Origin of the sequence: Pandoraea horticolens, from assembly GCF_902459555.1 — a bacterium.
Lineage (GTDB): Bacteria > Pseudomonadota > Gammaproteobacteria > Burkholderiales > Burkholderiaceae > Pandoraea > Pandoraea horticolens.
On record NZ_CABPSM010000006.1, the window covers coordinates 284,514 to 309,863 of the forward strand.

General features: G+C 61.5%; 24 protein-coding genes. 4 read left to right on the forward strand and 20 right to left on the reverse strand.

All coding sequences use genetic code 11. The annotated features are described in order from the left end of the window. Nucleotides 1–4: 4 nt before the first annotated feature. The gene (locus PHO31112_RS12795) at nucleotides 5–496 is read right to left on the reverse strand and encodes an Lrp/AsnC family transcriptional regulator (RefSeq protein ID WP_010806641.1); all 492 of its coding nucleotides are present in this window, start codon (nucleotides 494–496) and stop codon (nucleotides 5–7) included. A 141-nt stretch (nucleotides 497–637) separates the two neighbouring features. Between PHO31112_RS12795 and phhA the strand changes: the two genes are divergently transcribed. Together phhA and PHO31112_RS12805 are read left to right on the forward strand one after the other, a co-directional pair. Next, nucleotides 638–1,483: a phenylalanine 4-monooxygenase gene (gene phhA / locus PHO31112_RS12800; protein ID WP_150620842.1), complete on the forward strand. Its 846-nt coding sequence runs from the start codon at nucleotides 638–640 to the stop codon at nucleotides 1,481–1,483. Nucleotides 1,484–1,773: 290 nt separating this feature from the next. Beyond that, nucleotides 1,774–2,082 (forward strand): 4a-hydroxytetrahydrobiopterin dehydratase, encoded by a 309-nt coding sequence (locus PHO31112_RS12805; RefSeq protein ID WP_150620843.1) that lies wholly within the window; start codon nucleotides 1,774–1,776, stop codon nucleotides 2,080–2,082. A 172-nt stretch (nucleotides 2,083–2,254) separates the two neighbouring features. On the opposite strand, the gene PHO31112_RS12810 is transcribed toward PHO31112_RS12805, so the two are convergent. From PHO31112_RS12810 to PHO31112_RS12840, 7 genes are all read right to left on the reverse strand, one after another. Then, a complete protein-coding gene (locus tag PHO31112_RS12810; protein WP_150620844.1) occupies nucleotides 2,255–2,707 on the reverse strand; it encodes an SET domain-containing protein in 453 nt (150 codons plus the stop codon). 163 nt (nucleotides 2,708–2,870) lie between these two features. Beyond that, entirely contained in the window at nucleotides 2,871–3,512 is a 642-nt protein-coding gene (locus PHO31112_RS12815; RefSeq protein WP_174995692.1) for a MarR family winged helix-turn-helix transcriptional regulator, read from the reverse strand. 513 nt (nucleotides 3,513–4,025) lie between these two features. Next, the gene (locus PHO31112_RS12820) at nucleotides 4,026–4,265 is read right to left on the reverse strand and encodes a hypothetical protein (protein WP_150620845.1); all 240 of its coding nucleotides are present in this window, start codon (nucleotides 4,263–4,265) and stop codon (nucleotides 4,026–4,028) included. A gap of 669 nt (nucleotides 4,266–4,934) precedes the next feature. Further along, on the reverse strand, nucleotides 4,935–6,050 hold the full coding sequence (locus PHO31112_RS12825) for a YbdK family carboxylate-amine ligase (RefSeq protein WP_150620846.1): 1,116 nt from the start codon (nucleotides 6,048–6,050) through the stop codon (nucleotides 4,935–4,937). A 3-nt stretch (nucleotides 6,051–6,053) separates the two neighbouring features. Next, a complete protein-coding gene (locus PHO31112_RS12830) occupies nucleotides 6,054–7,259 on the reverse strand; it encodes a cation:proton antiporter (protein WP_150620847.1) in 1,206 nt (401 codons plus the stop codon). A 497-nt stretch (nucleotides 7,260–7,756) separates the two neighbouring features. Then, on the reverse strand, nucleotides 7,757–9,763 hold the full coding sequence (mnmC, locus tag PHO31112_RS12835) for a bifunctional tRNA (5-methylaminomethyl-2-thiouridine)(34)-methyltransferase MnmC2/FAD-dependent 5-carboxymethylaminomethyl-2-thiouridine(34) oxidoreductase MnmC1 (RefSeq protein WP_150620848.1): 2,007 nt from the start codon (nucleotides 9,761–9,763) through the stop codon (nucleotides 7,757–7,759). Continuing rightward, nucleotides 9,760–11,460: a ClcB-like voltage-gated chloride channel protein gene (locus tag PHO31112_RS12840; RefSeq protein WP_150620888.1), complete on the reverse strand. Its 1,701-nt coding sequence runs from the start codon at nucleotides 11,458–11,460 to the stop codon at nucleotides 9,760–9,762. The genes mnmC and PHO31112_RS12840 overlap by 4 nt, the downstream gene beginning before the upstream one ends. Nucleotides 11,461–11,766: 306 nt before the next feature. Between PHO31112_RS12840 and PHO31112_RS28030 the strand changes: the two genes are divergently transcribed. After that, a complete protein-coding gene (locus PHO31112_RS28030) occupies nucleotides 11,767–12,582 on the forward strand; it encodes a MarR family winged helix-turn-helix transcriptional regulator (protein ID WP_343042734.1) in 816 nt (271 codons plus the stop codon). A gap of 81 nt (nucleotides 12,583–12,663) precedes the next feature. Here the strand turns inward: PHO31112_RS28030 and PHO31112_RS12850 are convergent, their stop codons facing one another. From PHO31112_RS12850 to rpmH, 12 genes are all read right to left on the reverse strand, one after another. Next, nucleotides 12,664–13,611: a DedA family protein/thiosulfate sulfurtransferase GlpE gene (locus PHO31112_RS12850; protein ID WP_150620849.1), complete on the reverse strand. Its 948-nt coding sequence runs from the start codon at nucleotides 13,609–13,611 to the stop codon at nucleotides 12,664–12,666. Nucleotides 13,612–13,744: 133 nt separating this feature from the next. Next, nucleotides 13,745–15,310: a DHA2 family efflux MFS transporter permease subunit gene (locus PHO31112_RS12855; protein ID WP_150620850.1), complete on the reverse strand. Its 1,566-nt coding sequence runs from the start codon at nucleotides 15,308–15,310 to the stop codon at nucleotides 13,745–13,747. 667 nt (nucleotides 15,311–15,977) lie between these two features. Continuing rightward, the gene (locus PHO31112_RS12865; RefSeq protein ID WP_150558212.1) at nucleotides 15,978–16,193 is read right to left on the reverse strand and encodes a hypothetical protein; all 216 of its coding nucleotides are present in this window, start codon (nucleotides 16,191–16,193) and stop codon (nucleotides 15,978–15,980) included. Nucleotides 16,194–16,246: 53 nt separating this feature from the next. Next, on the reverse strand, nucleotides 16,247–16,831 hold the full coding sequence (thpR, locus tag PHO31112_RS12870) for an RNA 2',3'-cyclic phosphodiesterase (RefSeq protein WP_174995693.1): 585 nt from the start codon (nucleotides 16,829–16,831) through the stop codon (nucleotides 16,247–16,249). Between the two features lie 161 nt (nucleotides 16,832–16,992). After that, the gene (locus PHO31112_RS12875) at nucleotides 16,993–17,364 is read right to left on the reverse strand and encodes a hypothetical protein (RefSeq protein ID WP_150620852.1); all 372 of its coding nucleotides are present in this window, start codon (nucleotides 17,362–17,364) and stop codon (nucleotides 16,993–16,995) included. Between the two features lie 81 nt (nucleotides 17,365–17,445). After that, nucleotides 17,446–18,036: a YMGG-like glycine zipper-containing protein gene (locus PHO31112_RS12880; protein WP_425495185.1), complete on the reverse strand. Its 591-nt coding sequence runs from the start codon at nucleotides 18,034–18,036 to the stop codon at nucleotides 17,446–17,448. Between the two features lie 14 nt (nucleotides 18,037–18,050). After that, on the reverse strand, nucleotides 18,051–18,398 hold the full coding sequence (locus tag PHO31112_RS12885) for a hypothetical protein (RefSeq protein WP_150620853.1): 348 nt from the start codon (nucleotides 18,396–18,398) through the stop codon (nucleotides 18,051–18,053). A gap of 289 nt (nucleotides 18,399–18,687) precedes the next feature. Next, nucleotides 18,688–20,082 (reverse strand): tRNA uridine-5-carboxymethylaminomethyl(34) synthesis GTPase MnmE, encoded by a 1,395-nt coding sequence (gene mnmE / locus PHO31112_RS12890; RefSeq protein ID WP_150620854.1) that lies wholly within the window; start codon nucleotides 20,080–20,082, stop codon nucleotides 18,688–18,690. Nucleotides 20,083–20,188: 106 nt separating this feature from the next. Continuing rightward, the gene (yidC, locus tag PHO31112_RS12895) at nucleotides 20,189–21,844 is read right to left on the reverse strand and encodes a membrane protein insertase YidC (protein WP_150620855.1); all 1,656 of its coding nucleotides are present in this window, start codon (nucleotides 21,842–21,844) and stop codon (nucleotides 20,189–20,191) included. 24 nt (nucleotides 21,845–21,868) lie between these two features. Then, nucleotides 21,869–22,225 (reverse strand): membrane protein insertion efficiency factor YidD, encoded by a 357-nt coding sequence (gene yidD, locus PHO31112_RS12900; protein ID WP_036664670.1) that lies wholly within the window; start codon nucleotides 22,223–22,225, stop codon nucleotides 21,869–21,871. Between the two features lie 78 nt (nucleotides 22,226–22,303). After that, on the reverse strand, nucleotides 22,304–22,741 hold the full coding sequence (gene rnpA, locus PHO31112_RS12905) for a ribonuclease P protein component (RefSeq protein WP_150620856.1): 438 nt from the start codon (nucleotides 22,739–22,741) through the stop codon (nucleotides 22,304–22,306). Nucleotides 22,742–22,802: 61 nt separating this feature from the next. Beyond that, on the reverse strand, nucleotides 22,803–22,937 hold the full coding sequence (rpmH, locus tag PHO31112_RS12910) for a 50S ribosomal protein L34 (protein ID WP_010806664.1): 135 nt from the start codon (nucleotides 22,935–22,937) through the stop codon (nucleotides 22,803–22,805). A gap of 817 nt (nucleotides 22,938–23,754) precedes the next feature. On the opposite strand from rpmH, the gene dnaA reads away from it, so the two are divergent. Next, entirely contained in the window at nucleotides 23,755–25,293 is a 1,539-nt protein-coding gene (gene dnaA, locus PHO31112_RS12915) for a chromosomal replication initiator protein DnaA (RefSeq protein WP_150620857.1), read from the forward strand. Nucleotides 25,294–25,350: the final 57 nt, after the last annotated feature.

Consider the following 25,350-nt stretch of genomic DNA (forward strand, 5'->3'; position numbering starts at 1 on the left):
CCGCTTAGCGTTGCGTTTGTTTGGTGACCACGTAGTGCAGCGGCAGCGCATTGCTGCGCTTGAACGCGCTCAACACAATGTTCGAGCGCACATTCTCCACACCGGGCACCTGCATGAGCCGTTTCATCACGAACGTCGACAGGGCGTTCAGATCCGGCACGACGATGCGCAGCAGGTAGTCGGCTTCGCCCACCACCGCGTGGCATTCGAGCACTTCCGGCAATAGTTCTATCTGCTTCTGAAAATTCTCAATGGGCTTGTCGCCGTGATGTTTCAGCCGCAGCGACGTGAACGCCGTCACCGTCAGGCCCAACGCCTCGGGACGCAGTACCACGCGGTACCCCTCGATAATCCCGTCCGACTCGAGCTTTTGCAGGCGACGACCGATCTGCGACGGCGAGAGCGCCACGCGCTCCGCCAACTGATGATGCGTTTCCCGACCGTTCCTCTGCAACGCGTCCAGAAGAGCCAAATCGAATTGATCCAGATCAAGCATGACGATTCTCCGCAACAAAGTACATTTTTTTGCGAGATTTATGCAAACGACTTCCACCACAGGCGCATTATGCGCCCATTTCGCATGCGATGCGCACTACACTTTTAACCATTGCAACTGCTTGATTGAGTCGTTCGTATCATGTCCATTACCGCCATGCTCCAGGAGCAATTCGATGCCAGTCTCACGACCCGGCCCGACTTCACCATCGATCAGCCCGTCGAACAATACGGCGCGATCGATCACGCGGTGTGGCAGCAACTTTACGCACGTCAAACGGCCATGCTTCCGGGTCGCGTCTGCGACGCCTTCATGGACGGCATTCGCGCTCTTGACATGGACGCGCGTCGCGTGCCCGAGTTCGCTCGCCTGAACGAAAAACTGATGGCGGCAACCGGCTGGCAAGTCGTGGCCGTGCCCGGCCTCGTGCCGGACCACGTCTTCTTCGACCATCTCGCCAATCGCCGTTTCCCGGCCACATGGTGGATGCGTCGTCCCAATCAGCTTGACTACCTGCAAGAACCCGATTGCTTCCACGACGTCTTCGGTCACGTGCCGTTGCTCGCGAATCCGGTGTTCGCCGACTTCATGCAAGCCTACGGCAAGGCCGGCAACGTCGCACAATCGCTGGGGGCACTGCCGCTGCTCGCGCGTCTGTACTGGTACACGGTCGAATTCGGTCTGATGCGTGACGGCGACGGCCTGCGCATCTATGGTGCCGGCATCGTCTCGAGCCGTGGCGAAACCGAGTTCTCGCTGACGTCGCCCGAGCCCAATCGCCTCGGATTTTCGCTCGAACGGGTGCTGCGCACGCAATACCGCATCGACACTTTCCAGCAGACGTACTTTGTGATCGATGATTTTGCCCAACTGTTCGACGCCGTGCGCGCCGACCTGCCTGCGCTGTTCAAGACGTTTGCAGAGCAGCAGGCTTTCGAGGCCAACGCCCGTCGTCCCGAAGACGCGCAAATCCTGTTGCCGGCATGATGGCATGGCCCGGTGCGTTCCGGGCCTTGTCTTCCCTAACGCCCGTCACAGCCCCGGCTTCCCGCGATTAGTCCTTTACGCGTCGCGCTTTCAGATACGGCTCACGCACACGCGACGCCCGCCTGTGGAACAATAGCCCGAATGAACCGGCAACCCTGCCGATTCATGGGCACTGCGCCCGGCTCAACCGACAATCCTCCTGACGCCGTGCGCAGTCATCACTGACGCCTGGCCGGCCCCAGTGGACTCGAATCCGCCCGATTTGCACTGAACGCTTTGAAAGGAATGCCATGACAACACGACTCTCATCCGAGGCACGCGCCAGTCTGACCGAAGTGCTGCCCGAGTGGCACCAGGTGATCGGACGCGACGCCATCCAACGCAGTTTCACGTTTCACGACTTCAACGAGGCCTTCGGCTTCATGGCACAGGTCGCGCTCAAAGCCGAGAAGATGAATCATCATCCAGAGTGGTTCAACGTCTACAACCGCGTGGACATCACCCTCTCGACGCACGACGCCGACGGATTGACGCAACGCGACGTCGATCTGGCGCTGGCCATCGACCAGTTCGCGGGCGATCGCGCCTCAGCTAACTAACCCGCCTAACCCGCCTGAAATCTCTTTGCCCCCCGTCACCGCATTCGGGGCATTTCCCTCAGCATCGGACGGCATCGCGGCCAGCCACCTCACCGCGGCCCGATCCGCACCGATGCCGCGATTCATCCCCCGCAGACTCAACTTACCGTGCCACCGGTAATGCCCGACGTGCTCAGCGCTTCGGCGCGAGCAATGTGCCGCGGCACGCCTTGCTGCCACAGTGGCAGGCATACTCGCGTTTGAGTTTTGCGGTGTAGCGCGCGTCAATCACCAGACCGTAATCGTAGAAAAGCTCTTCGCCCGGTTCGATCTCGCGCGTGGCGTAGATATAGACATGCTCGCCCTCTTCACGCGCTTCGCAGTTCGGCGAGCAGGCGTGGTTGATCCAGCGGGCATTGTTGCCGTCGACCTTGCCGTCGATGCAGCGACCGTCTTCCAGACTGAAATAGAAGGTATGCGTCGGGTGCGCCGGATCATGAGGATGGCGGCGCAAGGCCTCACGCCACGAAATGATCTCGCCCTTGTACTCGATCACGCGATCCCCTTTCCTGAGACGCTTGACCGCGTACACCCCCTTACCGTGGACGCCGGACTTCCTGACTTCGATTCTGCGCTTGGCTGCCATCTCTATGCGACGAGGTTTCGTGGATACAAAAAAGCGCAGTGTACAGGCAGGCGGCGATCATGTGCGTGACAACGCGTGACGAAAAAAAACGTCACCCGGTACCGGATGACGTTCTCCCCTTAGATCGCGCCACTTGTGCGCGACGCGAACGACGGTCTGCCGATCAGGTCTTGCTGTACAGCTTCCAGGCTTTGCGCTGCGTAGCGATGTCGGCAAGCTCGTGCGCGTTGCAGTCGAGCGGTAGGCGCGAATCATCATAATTCGCATTGAAGTGATTGCAGTGGTACGGTCCTTTGCTGCGTTCCACCACCGAGAAGTGGCTGCACGTCAGACACATGCGCTGCGGCGGCATGTCGCGACGCTCCTGCATCGTGAAGATCAGTTTGACGAGTGTCCGATAGAGCTGGGCAGACTCCTTCTCGCCGAGCGAGTCCGACGCCGAGGTCAGGAAGTTCGGCCATTGCGACGCCTTTTTGGCGGCCGTCTTGCCGCGCGCCGTCAGACGAAGCGCGAGAGCACGACCATCGTTGGCATCACGCCGTTTCTCGACAAGCCCTTTGCTTTCCAATGTACTCACGGCCTCGCTGACCGTGGCCGATGTGAGTGCGGCATCCACCGCAATCTCGCCTAATCGCATCGGCACGCCGCGCATGAGCAGAAGCGTAAGAATCTCGCCCTGCGTCGGCGTTAATCCAGCCATTGCCGCGCCAACCCAGGCGTGGCTCCGTAACGCGGTTCCCATGCGCAACAAACCTGCCGTTACGCGCTTGGAGAGCGCTTCATCTAGTGGGGTCGGAGTAGCCATGATTTTCGTTAGGATTTCTAAAAACTATACGTCGATAATACAGCTTGTCAAATGAACCCACGGGCGGTGCATCACACGTCTAAACATTGCAATCTCTTCATTTCGGCGCCCCGCCCGGGGGAAACCCTAAGCTACTTCCGTGTCGATACGCGACGGCAAGTCGCTGTTGAACTAGCCGCCCCACCACGATTCCATTGTGTGTTCTGAGTTTAATTTTGGCGTATCAGTTCTTGTACTGATCTCCCAAATCCTACTCACGATGTTTACAAAATATTGGTGTCCTGCGCACTCGTGGTGCGAAGCATTTTCCGTCGAAAAATGTTTCGCATCCCATGCGAATTTCATCAATTGATGAATAGGTGTAGCGTCCAGTTGTCTGTCGAACCGCGTCGCATCCCGCATCATGTTCATTTCTCCCCGCAAAGCCACGCCGGCTATGGCTTGCAGGCAAATGTCGCTACCTGTCTCTCACCTCCGTTTTGCGTCGCCGGCCATCGGAAATTCTCCCGATCGTCAAGAAATTTCCGGCCGCCACAGGCTTTTCATGCGCACGCAATCGCCGTCCCGCCTTTCGGACAGAACGCAAATTATTTGAAACACAACTGCCAGTCGCCAGTCGGCGGTGGCAGGGTTCCTCAGAAAAGTGGGGAAATAAGGGCTCGGCGTGTCCGCAGGTGACACCTTCGGGACATGCGAATCGAAGAATTTGACAGTACCGGCGATTTCGCTCGTTACAGCCAGAAAAACCAACATCAATCACTTCTTACACCACGCGCGGCAAGTCGAAAAACGGAGTGGCGAGATTGTATCCGCGAACCGGTCGGCCAACGTAAGAACGTCAAAATTATCCACAAAACCCCATTTTCGGGGGTGCTTTGCACAAAATTTAGGCGCCTGTGGATAACTTTATGGATAACTTATCGGACTAGATGTGCATGGGTTCGGGATAACTTGCGAATCTTTCCACAGGGGCAAAAACTGTCCCGAGTTGTTCTTGGGATACCCGCTGTTTTTCCATCCAGTTCTCATTCGGGCAACTTTCTGTTTACACAACGTTAACTGTGGTTATCCACAGGAGTGGGTTGCCTTTGTTAACTACTACTATGTATACATACAGTAAACCTATTAAAACCTTAAAAACTGACTACGAGCGACGCGAAAACCGGAAAACCCGCTCAGCCTGGACATCGGAAAACGCAGCGCTCGCGGTGCGTGATCCTGGCCTTGCCAGAACGTTCTGCCATCGTTAGCGGCACAAACGGGAGGCACGTTCCGTCCAGTGCCGCTGAATCCGCATGCTGCAAATCCAGCAGGCAATAAAAAACCCCGCCAAGGCGGGGGTTTCGTCACACCGATCGCATAACGACGGGCGTTGCCACAGACAAACGGTCGGGAAACGGCGCCGTTCCCCTCGACATCAGGTCATGCCACCCATCGCAAGCATTGCTGGCGAACCATTTCGTTGAGCGACTTCGCGTCGGCGTATACGTCGCGCAACCAGACTGCGTCGTTCTTGCCCGATGCAATGAGCTGACGAATCTCTTCACAGGCCGCTTCGGCCTCCAGCGCCGCTGCATGCGGCTTGATGACTTCCAGCGTCTGCGCGACGTGCTGACCCAGTGTGGTGCGCTCACCCGTCTGTGGGTCCACGTAGGCGCCGTCCAGACCGAAACGGCAGGCCTCGAAGCGATTGAACGTGTAGACGAGGTAATCGTCCTCACTCAGGATGAACGGACGCTCCTCGAGCAGATAACGGGCCAGAGACTGGATATAACAGGCGATGGCGGCCGCTCGGTCGACCGACAAGGGGGTATCCATGACTCGCACTTCGATCGTCCCAAAACCCGGTTTAGGACGGATATCCCAGTAGAAGTCCTTCATGCTCTCGACAACACCGGTTTTCACCATCTTGTCGAAGTACGTCTCGAAGTCCTCCCACTTCAGAACGAACGGCGCACGGCCCGAGAGTGGAAACGCAAATACCGAATTCAGACGCGCTGAATGAAAGCCTGTGTCGACCCCTTGCACGTACGGCGACGATGCCGACAGCGCAATAAAGTGCGGGATATAACGCGACATGGCGTGAAGCAGGTATAGCGCGCTGTCGGGGTCTGGACAGCCGATGTGGACGTGCTGTCCGAATACCGTGAACTGCTTGGCGAGGTAGCCGTAAAGCTCGGAGAGAAAGTGAAAACGCGGCGAGTCGTAAATCGTGCGTTCGCTCCAGCGCTGGAAGGCATGCGTGCCGCCACCGCACAAGCCGACGTTAAGTTGCTCGCTCGCGGCCACCAGCACATCGCGGACGCGTCGTAGTTGCGTCACGGCGTCGCTGTGGTGATGGCAGATGTCCGTCGACAACTCGATCATGCTTTCGGTCATTTCCGGTTTGATCTCGCCTGGATGTGTCTCCTTGGCCACGAGCCGCATCAGATCGGCAGCGGCCTTCGTCAGATCGTAATCGTGACGATTGACGAGTTGCATCTCCAGCTCCACGCCGAAAGTGCACGGCTTCGAGGGAATGAATTCTTCTAATGACATGGCTTAATCCTTCCGTTCACCGACAAGGGCCAATGCCCAATAGACTGCCAACGGCCCAACCAGTTGCAGCAGCGCAATGGCACACATCACCACGGCCTTGAGCATCGGGTCGAACTGCGGGTAGATATCGTACGTGTCGGCAACGAGTACGAACGCGAGGCTGGCCATCGGGCACAACGACAACCCGAGCGCGATGGCCTGCTTGTAGCTGATGCCTGCCTGATGGGCGACGGCAACCGTGCCCACCACCTTGGCGAGCGAGCGTACGATGATGATCGCCAATGCCGCCAACCCGCCGATCACAACGTATTGCCACTGGAACGCCAGAGATGTCAGAACGAAGAGCACAACCGCGAGCAACCAGCCCGCCGTGCCGAAGTACGCGGGCCAAAGCTGTGGGCGCTCCTCGACGTTCCGGAAAATGATCCCGGCTAGCAGCAGCGTGAGCGAGTTCGGCAGCTTGAGCATATGCACGAGCGCGACCATCAACATGATTAGACCGATGAGCACCACGAAGGCATGATGATCCTGACTGCCGAAATTGCGGAAGACGAGATTGCAGGCCTTCGCAAGTACGAACGCCAGCACGATCGAGCCGATGAGCAGATACAACGGGTGAAACAGCACTACCCAGAAGCTGGAGTGGTAAGCCTGGTGCATCCAGCCGTAGACAAGCTTGACCGCGACGACCGCGTACACGCTGTTGAGTGCCGCCAGTGCCAGCAAGCGCTCCGTCACCTGACCTTCGGCGCGCAGTTCGTTCTTGAGCTGGATGACCACGGCAGGCGAGGTCGCCATGCTGATGGCGCCGATGAGCACGGCCGTCAGCGGCGACACGCCGAAGACCCGCAGCACCACGTAGACGGCCACGAAGGTGAGCAAGGCCTCCAGCGCGCTAGTGACAATGATCCAGGGATTCGCCCGCATCCATTTCAGGTTGAGGCGGCTGCCCAGTTCGAATAACAACAGGCCCAACGCCAGGTCGATCAGCAGCCGGATGGCCGCGCTTGTCTGTGCGTCCAGCATCGACGAAAGACCCAGGGTGCCACCGGCTAGCCCGACCACGGCGTAACCGGTAATGCGCGGCAGGCGCAGTTTCCGGAAACAGATCTCCCCGGCGAGTCCGGCAAATACCAATGCCAGCCCGGCGAAGAAAACGGGATCGGGCGCCGGCGGCCAGCCCGGAAAAAGGGACAGTTCCGACGTCATTAATGCTCGCTTTGCGCCGCTTGACGGCGCATCAAGTGGTGGAAAGGAAAGAAGTCGCGCGCGGGGTTGCAGATGAAGGACAAATGCGCGACGAACCCGAAGGGTTGGGTTCATTTTGCCACACTCGGTTTCTGCCGATTTCAAACGGCCGTCACGTTGGTAGTACGTCTGCTGTGCGGGAACGTTCGGATGGTCGCGTTTCCTCACCCTGCCGAACAAGGGGAAGGTGACGCTTCGGGACGGATGTCGGGCGAGCGCAGAAAGGTACGGGGGCAAGCGCCGTAGGCGCGTCGCTCCCCGCACGGGGCGGGCTTTCTACCCATATAGGGTCAGATTCGATTTATTACCGCAGCGCCAATTTTCGGAGAAAAACACTTTAGGACCCGTCACACGCAGGCGTGAGGGGCGCGGCGAACGGATATGCGTGGGTTTTGGCTCGCGATCCAGAATAGATGGGAACCGGGCGGCGAGAGGTGACGCGCCGGTTCTCGGGCTTGTCAGCCTTTGCGCAGCGCGTGCATCACGTAGCGAGCAGGGTCGATGGCGTCGGCCAGATCCGCACCGATGGGCCACGGTTCGCCTTCGATTTGGCTGGCGACCAGTTCCGCACAAAGCGACGCGAACACCAGCCCCCGTGAGCCGAACGCAAAGCTTGCGTACAGGCCTTCTAGACGCGGCAGGTCCCGCAGGTGCCCACCGGTCAACCGTCGTCGTAGCGGCTCGATGGCGGCCATATCCGGCAGTTGCCCGGCCATCGGCAGCCGGTCGGGCATCAACGAGCGGAATGCCGTGCGTCCGCCTAGCTCGGCGGCGGCGCTTTCGCTGGCCAGTCCTGCATCGCCGAACACCTCGGCACGGGCCGGCAGCAGCGCGGCAAGACGGCGCAAATTGGCTTGATGGTCGGCTACACGCACTTCCTCTGCCGGATCGTCAAAGCCGTATGTCGCGCCTGTGATTGGCCCGGCGCCTCCGAGAGGCGATGGTGCGACATAGCCATCACCGCAGACCGGCACGCGCAACTCGGGCAACGTGTCGGGCGGCAGAAAGGTCAACTGCCCGCGCACCCGTTTGACGGGCAGGAACTCGGGCGCGAGATACGGGGCGAGCAGTTTCTGCGAGACATCGGCGGCCGTCACCACCGCGACGTCGGCCTCGGCGAGCACGCGTCCCGTCTCGTCGATCGCGGCCCAGCGGCCATTGCGCGGTTCGAGCCGTTGCACGTTCACGCCATAGCGCGCGTCAAGCGACGGGCCGGCAGCGACCAGTTCCGCTCGGCACAGCATGGCCGGTGCGAGCCAGCCGCCTTCCGGATACCAGATACCGCCGTGTGCCAGCGTTTCCCCGGCAAGTGCCGAGGCTTGGGTCTTGTCGACCCACTTCGCATACGTTTCCGGATACCCATGTACGGCAGCGAGCTGCTGCATGGCCTGCGCTTCCACGTCGGTCATGGCGACCTGCAACAAGCCGTCGGCCCGTCCGGGCAGCCCGCCCGGCAACGTTCTCCACTGCGAGAGTGCATACAAAAACCCTGCGCGGGTGAGGCGCGACAACACATTGTCGTCCGCCGAGAGTTGCGGATGAAAGACACCCGCCGGATTGCCCGACGCGGCAGTTCCAGGTGCCTGTGCCCGTTCGAACAGACGCACCCGCCAGCCGCGCGCGATGAGCCGCCGCGCCATCGCCGCGCCCGCCATTCCGGCACCGACGACAATGGCCTCGCGGCCTCGCGGCGGCGGGGCCGCAGGCGGATCGTACCGGCGCATCCGGTACGCTGGCGCGTAGTCGCCCGCGAGCATGTCGCGCTTGTAGCCATAACCGGGCCGCCGTGCCATCGTGAAGCCGGTGGCAATCAGATCGCGCCGCACCTGTCCGGCAGATGTGTAGGTGGACAGCGTCGCCCCGTCGCGCGCCAGGCGGCTGAGCGTCTTGAAGACGTTCGCCGTCCACAAGTCGGGATTCTTGGCCGGGGAGAAGCCGTCGAGATAGAAGGCATCCGCGCCGGCCCGCAGCAAAGGCATCAGATCGAAAAAATCGCCGAAGCCGACGCTCAGCACCACGCTTGGCGCCACTTCCAGCCGGTGCCAACCCGCCACCGGAGACGGCCAGAGGTCGCACAGCCGTTGCACGAGCGGCGCCAGTTCGGTCATGCCGGGCAGCACGAGCATCGACTCGAGAACGCGGCGCAGATCCTGCGCACGGAACGGAAACTTCTCTACCGACACGAAATGCAGCCGCGTGGGCCGCTGCGGATCGTCTCGCCACGCAGCCCACGTCGCCAGGAAATTCAGGCCCAGACCGAAGCCGGTCTCGACGATCACGAATTGCTCGCGGCCGCGCCAGCGCTCGGGAAGATCGTTGCCACCGAGAAAGACGTGCCGCGCCTGCCCCAGCGCCCCGTTGACGCTGTGATAGACGTCGTCGAATACCCTCGAGTAAGGCGTGCCGTCTGTGGCGGTTGCCGGTTCTGCCGGCTGGATGCGGCTCGGGCCTGGTCGATGGCTCATTCGCGCCCCCGTTCTTCGGTCACGATCTCGATGAGCCCCGGCAGCGAGACGACGCCCAGCCACTTGCCTTCCCCATCCGTCACGGGCACCCAGTCGGCGTGCATCGTGCCGACGGCGCGCAGGGCGCCGACTAACGTCATCTCGCCGTCGAGCGCCTTGCACGGCGTGATCGCTTCCGTCCACAGTTCCGGCTTGCCGGTGGCCTGACGCTTCCACCAGTTCGCGGCGTCCAGCATTCCGGCAAGACGCCCGTCCGGTGCACGCACCACGAGGTTACGATAGCCTGTCGCGATAAAGCGCTCTCCGATGATCTCCGAGTGGTCGGCGGCGCTCACTATGGCGTCGTTGTCCACTGCAAGCGATGACAGACGCATCGCGCTGCCTTCGCCGGTCATCGATAACCACCGGCCGGCAACCCGATTGCGGCGCAGCGACTTCGCGTACACGGAGTCGGCACGCAGTGTCTGAGCGGTGAGATAGGCCGTCACGCAGGCCAGCATCAGGGGCAGCACGACCTGGTAACTCAGCGTCATCTCGAAGATCATCAGAATCGACATCAGCGGCGCGTAGGTCGTTGCCGCCAGAAACGCGCCCATGCCGACCACGGCGTAGCTGCTGGCCACTGAGGCCGTCGCCGGAGCGAGTGCGTTCATCGCCAGACCGTAAAGGCTACCGAGCGCGGCACCGACGAAGAGCGTGGGTGTAAACACACCGCCCACCGCGCCGGAACCCGCCGACGATGCGGTCGCCAGCACCTTGAACACCAGCACCATCGCCAGCGCCTGCCAAGCCCAGTGGGTGTGCAGGATCGAGTTGACCACGCTGTATCCGTTACCCCAGACCTGCGGCACTTGCAGCGACAGCACGCCCACGACGAGACCGCCCAACGCCAGACGCACGAACAGCGGCACGGGCAATGCGCCGAAGCGTTCCTTGGCGGTGTCGAGCAGACGCAGGAACAGCGGCGCGAGCACACCCGCGAGCATGCCGAGACCCACATAGAAGAAGACTTCCCAGCCGGAAACGAAATCGAAGCGCGGCATCTGATAGACCGCTTCGTAGCCGAGGAACTGGCGGATGACGATGTTCGCGATGACCGAGGCCACGACCAGCGGGCCGAGCGTTGCCGTCGAAATCGAGCCGTAGACGATCTCGGAGATGAACAGTGCACCCGCGATCGGGGCGTTATAAGCCGATGTGATCCCGGCCGTCGCGCCGCAGGCGACGAGCAGACGCAGACGCTCCGGGGGAAACGCGAGAATACGGCCGACGAGCGACGCGAACATCGCGGCGAGCTGCACCATCGGCCCTTCCCGCCCGATCGACGCCCCCGAGGCCACTGAGCACAGCGACGACAGGCTTTTGACGAGCGTCTGGCGCAGGCTGAGCACGCCCGTGCCGATGGCAATGGCTTCCATATAGTCGTCGGCGCCCTTCTTCGGTACCCACAACGTGGCGTATTGCAGGATTAGCCCGGCGATCAGGCCGCCGGCGGTGGGCAGCAGCAGGCGCTGCCACCAGTTCAGGTTCTGCGCGAGTTCGACCATGCCGCTGCGGTGTCCGGCGAGCAGGAATTGCAGGCCCGAGAGCGCTTCGCGAAACGCCACGGTCGCTAACGCCCCCAGCAGACCGACGATGCAGGCAAGCAGCAGCGTGATTTGCAGAGTGTTTGGTGCGAATTGGCGCCGCACCCACACAACGACGGGCAATTTTGCCCAGGCGGACACTGCTGACACGGATAGAGGACGGTGCGTGATCGAAATTGGGTCCCATGGTATCGACCGACGCCTTTTTTTGAAAGCGCGCGACCCGCCGTGCGATTTTCGCCCTCAAAACTGAGTCGTGCTCAGGTAACATCGTTTTGACGGTGTTTTTCCCGCTGAAGCGGATTCGCGCCGCCGGGTGTTGGTGGGCTCCGCTGTGGATTGTCATGTGACGAGGCGATTTCGCAGATGACCTTCCACCAACCGGAATTCGCTGCCTGTCTCAGCATTGCGCTGTGAATGCCATCGGAACTGCCGATTTCACCGGTAAAACTGAGTCCCGTTCAGATAAAGGTAAATTCCGGGCACCTGGCGCGAGGTTGGGACATTTTTCTTCGTCGTATTCCGGGGCCGGCTTCACCGCCGGTGATGGTTTCCGCCGGTGTCGGCGTTGCCGGCACGAAAGCACTATCCTGGCCCTTACCGCGAGCCCTCTCGACCCGGTGTCATCGTTTCCTGTGCTGCGTGCGCCGGCTGCGTGGACTTCCCTCAAGATTTCACGCGAAGCGCGTCGTTCGGTTCGTCTTTCGAACTGGTCACATTCCACGCGGTGAAATAGAATGGCGCGCAATCGAATTGGAACTGAGAAGTCATACCGGAATGGCAGTGAGCAAAAAAGCCGCACAAAAATCACCCGTGCGTCTCGAAGAGCAGTTGGGTTTCGCGTTGTACTCGGCATCGCTTGCCATGACAAAAGCACACAAGCCGATGCTCGATAGATTGGGGCTGACCTATTCGCAATATCTTGTGATGATTGTGCTTTGGGAGCAGGACGATATCGCCGTCAATCAGCTTGGCGCACGTCTCGGACTCGACTCCGGCACACTCACGCCATTGCTGAAAAGACTGGAAATCATGGGGCTTTTGACGCGTCGCCGTGGAGAGGCGGACGAACGTCAGGTGTTCATCGACCTGACATCGAGAGGTGTGAACCTACGTCGAGAGGCGCGTCTGGTGCCCGCGCAGATACAGGCCGTCACCGGGCAATCCGATGCGGTGCAAAAGACCTTGCGAACCCTGCTCCTCCAACTTCGCGAAGTCCTCAACGAAGCGTGATCCAAAAAAAGACGCGCACTTCCTTGCGGATAAGTGCGCGTCATTCAGTGGTGCGCAATGCATTGCGCTAACGGCGAAAAATCAATGCGCCGGGACGAGCATGTCGATGCCGTCGATTTTCTCGACGGTGTAGCCGGCATCTCGCCAGGCGTCGAGGCCGCCAAGCAACGGGCGCACTTCGGCAAAGCCCTGCGCACGCAGTTGCTGTGCCAGACGGGCGGCCGTCACCTCGTTCGGACAAGCGCAAAACACCACAATCCGGCGATCGCGCGGAATGTCCCGCAGTTTCTCTGCGATTTCATCCGGCTCGATCGCGAGCGAACCGGGAATCGTGAACGGATCGATCGCCCGGCGAGCGGCCGAGCGCACGTCGATCACGACCGGCGTCACTTCGTCGTTCATCCACGCCTCAAGCGTTTGAACGCCGATACGCGCCATGCGCAGCGAGCGCAGCAGGCGGTAACGGTTGAGCCATCGATTGAGCAGATACAGCGCAAAGACGAGCGCGACCAGCCACAGCACGCCACGGCCGAGCGTATCGAAGGCGTCGAGTACGGCCACGATGTGCGACGCGAAGCCGAACCCGATAGCTACGGCGACACCTGACCAGAGCACCGCACCGATCGCGTCGTACATCAGGAACGTGCGCCAGGACACGCCGAGCGCACCGGCCATCGGCACCGACAGGGCCGAGAGTCCCGGCACGAAGCGGGCGAACATCAGCACTCGCACGCCATGACGTCCCATCGCACCCTCCGTGCGGCTCACGCACGTATCGGGAGAGATCGACAGCCGGCACATCAGCCGCAGAATGTGGTGGCCATAGCGTCGTCCGGCGAGGAACCAAAGGGTGTCACCCAGCAGCGCAGCGAAAACCGCGAGGCCGACAATCAACGCTGCCGGGAAGAGCGACGTCGACGCCGTGACGATGAGTGTGGGATAAGCCGGCAGCGGCAGCCCCAGCGCTTGTCCGAAGATGTTCAGAAAGACCAGCCAGAGCCCGTAGCGGGCGATCAGATCGAACAGCATGCCGGGTACCTGTTGGCGAATGAGCGCAATATCGCATGTTAGCGCCCGGTCGTGACGGCCAGAAGCCAGAATGCCGGAAAGTATTGTTGCTTTTCTGGAACGATCGCCGGGGCTGGCCGGACGAAAGCGAATGTCAGTGGCCCACCGCAGCTTTGGCGCCACGCTTGGGATGGGTTAGCCAGACGAGCGCCGCCATGACGAGAAAGACATATCCCGAGAGGTGAAAGACGTCGTTCGTGGCCAGCATGAAAGACTGCCGGGTGACGAGATCGTTGAGCACGCCGAAGTCGGCCCCGTTCGCGAGCCCCAGCCCCTGGCGCAACTGGTCGAGATAGCTCGTCGTGGCGTCGGAATAGGGGGTGATGCTCTCGGCGAGCCTTGCGTGATGGTAGATCGCCCGGTCTTCCCACAGGGTCGTACTCACGGCGGTGCCGATGGCGCCCGACAGGGTGCGGAAGAAGTTCGACAGCCCGGAAGCCGCGGCGAGGCGATCGTCTGAAATGCTCGAGAGCGTGATGGTCGTCACGGGCACGAAAAAGCACGCGATACCGATGCCCTGAATGAGCCGGGGCTCGATGACCTTCGCGAACGACAGATTCAGCGCAAAATGCGAATTCCAGAAGGACACCCCAGCGAACACGACGAACGCGAACGAGGCGACTGCCCGCAGGTTCAGCCGGTTCATGTTCTGCCCGATGAGCGGTGAGAGCACCAGCGCCAGCAGGCCGACAGGCGCCGTCGCCAGCCCGGCTTTGCCCGCCGTGTAGTCCATTACCGTTTGCAGCCACAGCGGGAAGATGACTACCGAGGCGAAGAACGTCATGAAGCCGAACGAAATCACCACCACGCCCAATGCGAAGTTACGATCCTTGAACAGCGTCAGGTCGACGATGGGTTTATCGGATGTCAGCTCCCACAGAATCAGGAACGACAGGCAGATCGCGGCGGTGAGGGCGAGCGTGACGATCAGGCTGCTGTTGAACCAGTCGCGGTCCTTGCCGAGGTCGAGCATCATCTGTAACGACCCTACGCCGATGGCCAGTAGCGCCAGGCCGATCAGATCGATGGACAGCTTTTGCGTCTTCGTCTCGTGCCCGCGTAACAGGAGGAAGCAGGACGCCGCCGAGAAGATGCCGACGGGCACATTGATGTAGAAGATCCACGGCCATGTGTAGGTGTCCGTGATCCACCCGCCCACGACGGGGCCGAAGATTGGCGCGACAATCACGGTCATGGCCCACAGTCCGAGCGCGAGACCCCGCTTTTTCTCGGGGAAGCTGCGCAGCAAAATGGTTTGCGAGAGCGGCACCATTGGACCGGACACAAGGCCCTGCAACAGGCGGAAGACGACGAGCGTTTCCATGTTGGGGGCCAGACCGCAGAGCATCGACGCCACCGTGAAGGCCGTGACCGACGACACGAACAACTTCGCTTCGCCCACGCGTCGTGCCAGCCAACCGGTGAGCGGCACCGCGATAGCCGCGGCCACTGCGTACGAGCTGATGACCCAGGTGCCCTGACTGTTCGACACCCCTACGCTTCCCGCGATGGTGGGCACCGCAACGTTGGCGATGGATGTGTCGAGCACTTCCATGAAGGTGCCCAGTGCGAGGCCTATCGTGAGGATCGCCAGTCGCGCACCGGTCAGCGGCGCCCCTTGCGGCGCGGCGGTGGCGTTTGCCGTGGCGGCGTCTGCCATATGCATCGTCTCCCTGAAATTGACGGCCGGGTAGTGATGGACCGCGACTGGAATCTTTCCCCGGATGGTGCCGCAGAACGGCAACCATGTGCGCCGCGAGTTTGGAAAACGGGCTCTAAATCGTCTTTGTCTTGCGAACGCAAGATGCTTTTGCCCCTTGGCGCGAGTGGGCGGGCAAGATTGAATCGGCACTGACGCACGACGTGCGCGATGCCACGTCGCAGTCCCCTGGGCGTGTGTGCCGGCTCAATAAAGTTCTCTCTCCCGCGCTTCCGGCGCCGGGGCGACAGCGAAACCACAGGATAAGCCCATGCAGCCAGGCAGCCTCGTTCCCCTTTAATACAGCGAGCTTCTTGTTCTACTTTCCTTCGTGATATCAGCGCTGGGGGCCTATGTCGCGCTGTGGCTGGCGTTCCATCTGGAGACCACGCTGGCAACGTGGGCTGGCGTCGTTGGTGATGGCGGTGGCCGTGTGTGGCATGCGCTACACGGGCATGCGCGCGGGCATGATCATCTGTCGCGCAAGCGGCGCGACTCGATGCGCTCATGCGCCAGTGCGCGGACCAGGTTTGAACCCCGTTCCGTCCACTTGACAAGCGAAACGCCGACCCGTCTTTCGATGGGCCGGCGTTTTCTTATCCGAGCGCCTTTCGGCGCAACACACTATTCAGTGCAGGATGGGGCTTCCCCCGACGGGCATCACATCGCCTGTTTCGATCAGGTCGACAATGAAGAACGGTTCGGTGTTGAGTTGTTTCGATGCACCGGGCTGGCCGGAGTACCAGCACACCATCGCCATGTCTCCCAGCATGCGGGTGACGATGCCCATGGCACCACGCGGCACTGCGATGTGATTGGATTTGACGATCGATCCGACTTGCACTTGAGCCTCCTGCAAATGACGAAAAACCGATGCGCCAACCGGTCGGCGCATCGTCATCCGAATATACCGTATTGCGTTGTGGCTATCGCCGATTTCTCCGTCGACGTTGAGAAAAATCCATCGGGCAAGGTGCCGCGATGCTCTGCGAGCACGCGGTAGTGCGGCCCGCGTGGTGTGCGCACCGAGTGCACGAGAACGTAGCCGTCGCAATGCCAGACGAGCGGACGCGGATACGGATCCGACGGCGCGCGACGCGCATGGCGCAGGAGTGAGACATGCGGGCGAAACGACTGCGTCACCACACGGGCACCCGTCGCGCGCCATTGAGACAGCAGTGTGTCGCGGGTGGCGACGAGGCTGTCGGGAACCGCAGGCGCACCGGCCCAGACGATCTTGCGATCGGACCAGTAGCCAAGATGATCGAAGGTGAGCGTGAACGGAGCGAGCGGCGTGCGTTGCATGAGCGCAAGCAGTACCGGAAGACGGGCGGGATCGACCTCGTCGAGAAAAACCAGCGTCAGGTGCAAAGTCTGGGCGCGCAGCACACGTCCGCCGCATTCCGCATGAGCCGAGACGGCCCATGCGTGAAGCTGCTCGCGTACACCCGGCCCGGGCCATAGGGCAAGGAAAAGTCGCATGAGAACACCAGAGGGTGGGTCCTGCTGATGATTCTCATAGTAGACGGGCGATCGGGCGAATGCCAGCCGGGCCCCGAGGGGGGCGGGGTATCGTGTGGCTGCCATTGGCGGGTGTCACCCGCGCGCGCGGACGCTACGTAGCGGGTGGTATACCGGTCGTGTCAGTTCGTCGAGATACCCGGTGTGATGCCGCGACCGCGGCGCGGCGTTGCGACCGGCTTGTCTTCGGGGTTGGTCTGCACGGGCGGGCGCATGATGCTGTTCCAGTTATTCTGAATGGCCGTGTCGGTAGTGTCGCGAGAGACCGCGCGTGAGATGTCGGCGCTCGGATTGAAGGTGCCCGAGCCCGTGGCGCCTGCCGTGCCTGCTGCATTCCCCGGCGCGGCCGAGTTCGCCGGTGCAGGCGTATTCTGCGCGTGGGCATGCGGCGTGAGCACAAGCACGGCGGCGATAGCGCCGGGCAGCATCCCCCAGCCCCATTTGCGCAGAGGGGAAATGTTGCGAGCGGAACGGGCAATCGAATCGTGGGTCATTGGGTGTCTCGGCGAAGCGACGCAATTTCGCCGGCATCGCCACCTTGCGGGGGCAATGCTGGCGTCACGTCTTATGTGGGATCAGTAGGTGCCGGGAGGCGGCTTCCAGCCCGGGGGCGGAGGCGGCGGCGGCGCATAGCGCTGCGTCGGCTGCGGCAACACCATGTCGCCGCGAACGGGGACGCGATTGCCGGACGCATACATGCACTGAACGTAGGCCTGATCATAGCGGCTTTGCGTCATATATGCAGACGACTGGGCGTTACCCATGCCCACTGCACTGCCGGCGAGCAAGCCTGCACCGGCCCCGATCGCCGCCCCGGAGCCACCTCCGAAGGCAGCGCCGGCTGCGGCACCGATCGCCGTGCCGATCACGGCGCTGCCGACGGCACTGTTGTTGGCGGCGGCCGCGCTATCCAGACCGCCATTCATGCCCGAGGCATATTGGCGGCAGTTGAAATCGTCCTGACGGAACTGATCGAAAGATTTGTTGGTGCCGGGCAATGCCATGAGGCTTGGGCCGGCGGGTGCCACAGCACAACCGGCGAGTGTGGCGACGACGATGGCCAAGGGCGCAGCGAGACGCCGGCGGGGGCGTGCGCCGCGTGTGGCACCGGCGATGGCCGTCGACGGTTTGCGAGGTTGGGAGACGAGGGGCGATTCATATGACATGGCGCGTCTCCAGATCAGTTCAACGGCTGCGCGGGCACTTCGCGCCATCCGCTCGGACATGTCTTCACGTAGGGATAGTAGGCACCGGCCTTGTCGCAGTAGTACCAGGTATCGCTGTTTGCGCCGGGCTGATCGTTCCGGGCGCCGGGCTGAGGCTGCTCGATGTATTGCTGAGGCTGGCTAGGCACGACGACGACGGGCGGTGCGTAATAGCTGGGCCCGTAGTACGGGTAGGCGTAGGGATAGGGGTAGTAGCCGGGACCGACCCAGACACGTACACCACCTCGCCAAGCGAAGGCGCTGCCACTGACCAGGGCAGCCGCCACGGCAACGAAGCCGATGACAATCGGAAGACGTTTCACGACACGGACCTCGAAGAACAAACTCCGGGCACGGTGGATTCCGCCTCGCGTACGCGCGGCGTAAGGAGGTGGATGTCCCCCAAATGTGCCGCAACGCCGCCCGGGAGTTGACGCTTCCGAGTCTAGGCCCGTCCCCCTCCCGGAGCAATGACGGTAGGTGTTAGAAGTGTTTCAAAGCATTACGTTTTTTGCGGGAATTTGCGGGGAAAACGGGTTGTGTGCCCGAAGTCCACCGAACGGTAGCGGTGGACTTCTTTACCGGTTTTTCCGGACTCGACTTCGAAACCGACTATTTTCCGATACAGAAGCGGCTGAAAATCACCCCGAGCAAATCGTCCGACGTGAACTCGCCGGTGATCGTGCTGAGTTGTTCCTGCGCGAGGCGCAATTCCTCCGCGAAGAGATCGAGCGCGCTCGCGTTCTGCCGCGCGTGTGCGTCCGCCATCTCGATATGATCGCGGGCCGCACGCAGCGCCGACAAATGCCGTTCGCGCGCGAGAAACACGCCTTCGTTCCCCGCTTGCCAGCCGGCAATCTTGAGCAGCTCTGCGCGCAGCAGATCGATCCCCTGCCCGCCTTTCGCCGACAATCGCACGCCAAGCGGTGCGGCGCCCTCCTCCGGCAACACGGTCGCGGGTTCGCCCGCCAGATCCGTCTTGTTGTACACGCGCACGATGGGCACGTGCTTGGGCAATTGCTTCGCGATGTCTTCGTCTTCCGGAGTCATCCCCGAGCGCGCGTCGAGCAGATGCAGCACGGCATCCGCCTTGGCGATCTCGCTCCAGCTACGCGCGATGCCGATACGTTCGACTTCGTCTTCCGTTTCTCGCAGACCCGCCGTGTCGATGATGTGAAGCGGAATGCCGTCGATCTGAATCGTCTGCTGCACTTTGTCGCGCGTGGTGCCGGCGATGGGCGTGACAATGGCCAGTTCCGCGCCGGCCAGTGCGTTGAGCAAGGACGACTTGCCGACGTTGGGCTGCCCGGCCAGCACCACATTGATCCCTTCGCGCAGCAATGCGCCCTGCTTCGCCTGCGACAGCACATGCGCCAGTTGCGCGCGAATCCGCTCGAGTTGCCCGAAGGCGTCGGCCGCCTCGAGAAAATCGATTTCCTCTTCCGGGAAGTCGAGCGTCGCTTCGACCAGCATGCGCAGATGAATCACCAGATCCACCAGCGAATGAATCTCGCGCGAGAACGCCCCGTCCAGCGAGCGGCTAGCCGATCGCGCTGCCGCTTCGGTGCTCGCTTCGATCAGGTCGGCCACGGCTTCGGCTTGCGCCAGATCGAGCTTGTCGTTCAGAAACGCGCGATGGGTAAACTCGCCCGGCTCCGCCAGACGAACCCCCAGTGCCGCGCCTTCGTCGATGCAACGTTGCAGCAACAATTGCAGCACGATAGGCCCGCCGTGGCCCTGAAGCTCGAGCACGTCCTCGCCGGTGTAGGAATTCGGACCAGGGAAGTACAGCGCGATGCCGCGATCCAATGCCTCGCCGCTGGCGTCGAGAAACGGCAGGTACGACGCATGTCGCGGCTTGAGCGGCTGCCCGACCAGACGCGCGATCACGCGCTGCACGGCGTCGCCGCGGTGCTTGCCGAAGGACACGCGCACTACGCCGATCCCGCCGCGTCCGGGGGCGGTGGCAATGGCGGCGATCGGAACAGTCGAGACGGTGGCGCTCATGGAACGATTCTTTGAAAACAGAGGCTTATTTTGACATGCACCAAACAAAACCGCCCGCGAGAGACTCGCGGGCGGTTGTGTCAGTCAGACGGTCGAACCTGAATCGTCAGGCCGCCTTTTCCTTCTTCTTGGTACCGAGCATCCGGTTGATCGACCATTGCTGCGCGATCGACAACGTGTTGTTGACCACGTAGTACAGCACCAGGCCCGAAGGCAGGAAGAGGAACATGACCGAGAAAATCAGCGGCATGAACATCATCATCTTGGCCTGCATCGGGTCCGGCGGCGTCGGGTTCAGCTTGGTCTGGATGAACATCGACACGGCCATCAGCACCGGCAGGATGTAATACGGATCCTGCGTCGAGAGGTCGTGAATCCAGCCCAGCCACGGCGCGCCGCGCATTTCCACCGACGACAGCAACACCCAGTACAGCGCAATGAACACCGGAATCTGAATCACGATCGGGATACAGCCGCCGAACGGATTAACCTTCTCGGTCTTGTACAGCTCCATGAGCGCTGCGTTCATCTTCTGGGGATCGCTCTTGTAGCGCTCACGCAGTGCCTGCATTCGCGGCGTGATTTCCTTCATGCGCGCCATCGACTTGTAGCTTGCGGCCGACAGCGGGAAGAACACCAGCTTGATGATCACGGTCACGGCGATGATCGCCCAACCCCAGTTGCCGATCAGTCCGTGCAACTTCGAGAGCAACCAGAACAGCGGCTTGGCGAGGATCGTGAAGTAACCGTAGTCCTTCGTCAGCTCCAGGCCCGGCGCAATCTGCTCGAGCATGTGCTCCTCCTGCGGACCGGCGAACAAGCGCGCGTCCACGGTCTCGGTGCCACCTGCCGGAATGCTCGCGAGCGGCTCTTTCACGCCCACGCGATAGAGGCCGTTGTCCAGCTTGCCGATGTAGTTGTCGCGCGTTGCGCCTTCCTTCGGAATCCAGGCCGTGGCGAAGTAATGCTGCACCATGCCGATCCAGCCATCGCTCGACTGCTTGACGTATTTCGCCTTGTCCTTGTCGATGTCGCTGAACGTGATTTTCTGGAATTTCTCGTCGTTGCTGTAGACCGTCGGGCCCGTGAACGTATGCGAGAACTTCGCGCCGCTGATTTCGCGGCCGTCACGCACTAGTTCCATATACAGCGTCGGCTTGATCGCGGCGTCGGTCTTGTTGACGATCGTGTTCGACACGTCGATCACGTAGCTGCCGCGATGGAACGTGTAAGCACGCACCAACTGCAGGCCGCCTTTGACCGGCGATTCGAACTTCACGGTCAGCGAGTCGCCGGTCAGCGTGGTCGGACCCGGCACTTGCGTGAAGATGTCGTTGTGATTCGGGTAGTCGCCGCCGATCAGACCCGTGCGAGCGAAGTACTGATGGCTCGGCGTGTTGTCGAACAGCACGACATGCTTGTCGGCTTCGTCGGCGTCAGGCCACTTAGTGAGCGCGAGGAACGACAGTGTGCCGCCCTGCGTGCTGATGTCGGCTTCGTAGACATCCGTCGTGATGCGCACCTTCTGCGCAGTGGCAGCGGTCGGCGCATTGCCCGGTGCGCTACCCGCGGCGGCAGCGGCGTTGGCAGCTTGCGGCAGGTCGTTGGCCGGCGTCTGATGGCCACCCGTGGCGGCCGGGGTGGACACCTCCGGCGACGGGAAGAACAACGACGAATGGCCATTACTGCGTTGCCAGTTGTCGAAAAGCATCACGACAGACAGCGCGAAAATGACCCAGAGTACGGTGCGTTTGATGTCCATGCGGTAACTCGTGGTGGACGAAACTCAGGAATGGCCCGGCGCGCGGCGCGTAACTGCCGATGCGGCCGCGGGCCCGGACGAGACCGCCTGCTTGGTTCGCGACGTGTCGCTTCCGGCGGCCTTCTCGGCGCCTTCGGCGGTGGGATCGGGAGCGTTGCAGACGTGTCGAGCCGGCGGTACGGGATCGAAACCGCCGGGATGAAACGGATGACAGCGGCATAGACGCCGGGCCGCGAGATAAGTGCCGTAACCGGCACCGTGCTCGACGATGGCCTCGCGCGCGTAGTCGGAGCAGCTCGGATGAAAGCGGCAACGGTTCCCCAGCCAGGGACTGATCACCAGCTTGTAACCGCGCAGGAGCAACAACAGCACGCTTCGCATCTCGATTCCGCCTGTCAGTCCGGCCGAGGTGGCCGGGTGGGCGGCGCATGCCCGGGTTCGGGCGCTACCGTTTGGGGACTAACTACCTTCCGTCTTGTCGTCGGCCGTGCGGCGTTTGCGGGCGGCTTTTTCGGCCGCGTCGAAGAGCTGCACGAATTCGGCCTGAACCAGCGTGTTCAACACCGGTGCAGCCGCCGCAGTGTACGTCCCCTTGTCGAAGCGCCGGGTCAGTCGCAGTACGAAGTCCCAACCAGCCAAAGCTGCGCGGCGCTGGCGGAACATCTCGCGTGCCTGACGTTTGATCAGGTTGCGAGTGACCGCGCGGGGCGCATGCTTCTTGCCGACGACAATGCCGATGCGGCCTTCATCAGACGTGGCATCGACAGGGGTGTCCGGCGCAGTTTCACGCCGACGCATGTACAACACGAAGTGCGCGCTGCGACGCAGAGGGCGCAAACTAAAAACGGATGAAAACTCATCCGTTTTGAGAAGTCGCGCAGCTTTGGGAAACCCCATTGCCGGGACTTCGCGCCTTGCGGATTTGACGCGCAAACCGCGGTACGACCGAGATCCGCGATTAAACGGCCAGGCGCTTACGGCCCTTGGCGCGACGAGCGGCGATGACCTTGCGGCCACCACGGGTCTTCATGCGAACCAGGAAGCCATGGGTGCGCTTGCGGCGCGTCACGGAAGGCTGAAAAGTACGTTTCATGATGCACTCACTGTGTGAAAAAATTCCCGCGCAGCAGCATCGTGAAACGCCACATGGACACCGTGAAAACCTGCAAATTCAAGGACTTTCACGCGCGACCCAGCCGTCGGGAGTTGGATAAGAATCCGGTTGTCTTTCTAACGAACCCGCTATTTAATCGGCTTTTCCGTTGTGTGTCAATAGGTTAGCCATCGCCCGCAACACGCTCGCGCGCCGGCGGTGCTGTCGATGTCCTGGATTCGCCACCCGGCGGCCTTCCGACTGTGGATAATGGCAGAAATTGCCTCTGAAATCAGTTTCCGTCAGTGGATAAATGTCTGGCGAGGAAGATATCCCGTCGGTCGCGGCAAATCGTCGCAATTGCTGGGCATTTGCGCAGTGGGCGCGCAAAGTCAGGCGGGTTAACGCGGCAGGCCCGCCCGGAGACGCCGGTGCTGTGGGCATTCCTGTGGATAACTCGCTTTGCCGACACTTTGGCGTTAAAATCCTCCATCAATTTTTTTCCCAGCAGAGTACCGGTGACGCCGCCATGTGGATAGCGCGCCGGGTTTTGTCGTCTGCGCGCGCCGAAGCCGGCCGCACCGCGCGAGGCAAAATCCGAACGCAGCGCCGTGGTTCGTGTGTTTCCGGACGTCTGCAATGCGCCGCCGGTCTGACTTGACCTCGGCCGGTTGCCTATCCGAACCTTGCTTGGGGACGGGGGTTGCCGGCTTGGTTTGCGACGTTCTGCCCCCATATCTGATGTAACGGATAGTGGACGGCAAGAGCGCCAACCGAAGCAGTCGGATAGGTTCCGCGCCACTTGGACACACGCTGCATGAATGATTTCTGGCAACACTGTGCGACTCGTCTCGAACAAGAGCTGACGCCCCAGCAATTCCGCACCTGGATCAAACCGCTGGCGCCGCTCGACTTCGATGAACAGGCGCGCACGCTCAAGATCGGCGCACCCAACCGCTTCAAGCTGGATTGGGTGAAGAGCCAGTTCTCCGGGCGAATCCAGAGCATGGCGGCGGATTACTGGAATGCACCGATCGAGGTCACATTCGTGCTCGATCCGAAGGCCGGCATGCGCGTGCCGTCGTCGACTCCCGCGCCGCCCCCGGCGCCCGCGCCGAGCGCCGCACCCGCGGTGGTGCCGGCCAGCAAGGCACGTGCGAATCCGGCGGCCGCTGCGGCACAGGTTGCGGTGGCAGGTGGACATGGCACCGATGCGGCGTCGCTCGACGGCGAGCGTCCCGATCTCGAAGCCAGCGAAGCCGAGGCGGTGCGCCGCAATTGGCGGGTCACACCGCAAGAGCCGGCACAGCTTGGGGAGGTCGAGTCGATCTACGAGCGCTCGAAGCTCAACCCCGTGCTGACGTTCGACAATTTCGTGACGGGTAAATCGAACCAGCTCGCCCGCGCTGCGGCGATCCAGGTCGCGAACAACCCTGGCACGTCGTATAACCCGTTGTTCCTGTACGGCGGCGTTGGTCTGGGTAAGACCCACTTGATCCACGCTATCGGCAACCAGTTGCTGGCGGAAAAGCAGAATCCGCGCATTCGGTACATCCACGCCGAGCAATACGTGTCCGACGTGGTCAAGGCATACCAGCGAAAGGCCTTCGACGAATTCAAGCGCTATTACCACTCGCTCGATCTGCTGCTGATCGACGATATTCAGTTCTTCTCGGGTAAGAGCCGTACGCAGGAAGAATTCTTCTATGCGTTCGAGGCGCTCATCGCGAACCGTGCGCAGGTGATCATCACGAGCGACACGTACCCAAAGGAGATCACTGGGATCGACGATCGCCTGATTTCACGTTTCGATTCCGGCCTGACGGTGGCCATCGAGCCGCCCGAGCTGGAAATGCGCGTGGCAATTCTTATCAAGAAGGCGCAGGCTGAGGGTGTGGGCTTGTCGGAGGACGTAGCGTTCTTCGTCGGCAAGCATTTGCGCTCGAACGTGCGTGAGCTGGAAGGTGCGCTGCGCAAGATTCTCGCGTACTCGAAGTTCCATGGTCGCGAGATCACGATCGAACTGACGAAGGAAGCGCTGAAAGATCTGCTGACGGTTCAGAATCGTCAGATTTCCGTCGAAAACATTCAAAAGACGGTGGCCGATTTTTACAATATCAAGGTCGCCGACATGTATTCGAAAAAACGGCCTGCCAATATTGCACGGCCGCGGCAAATTGCGATGTATCTGGCAAAGGAGTTGACGCAGAAGAGCTTGCCGGAAATCGGCGAACTGTTTGGCGGACGCGACCATACGACGGTGCTTCACGCGGTACGCAAGATTGCGGAAGAGCGGGGCAAGGACGCGCAGCTCAATCACGAGTTGCACGTGCTGGAGCAGACGCTAAAGGGGTAAAAACCGGCAGATACGCGGGATGGCGGGCGGGGTTGCCCGCGTCCCTGTGGATAAGCT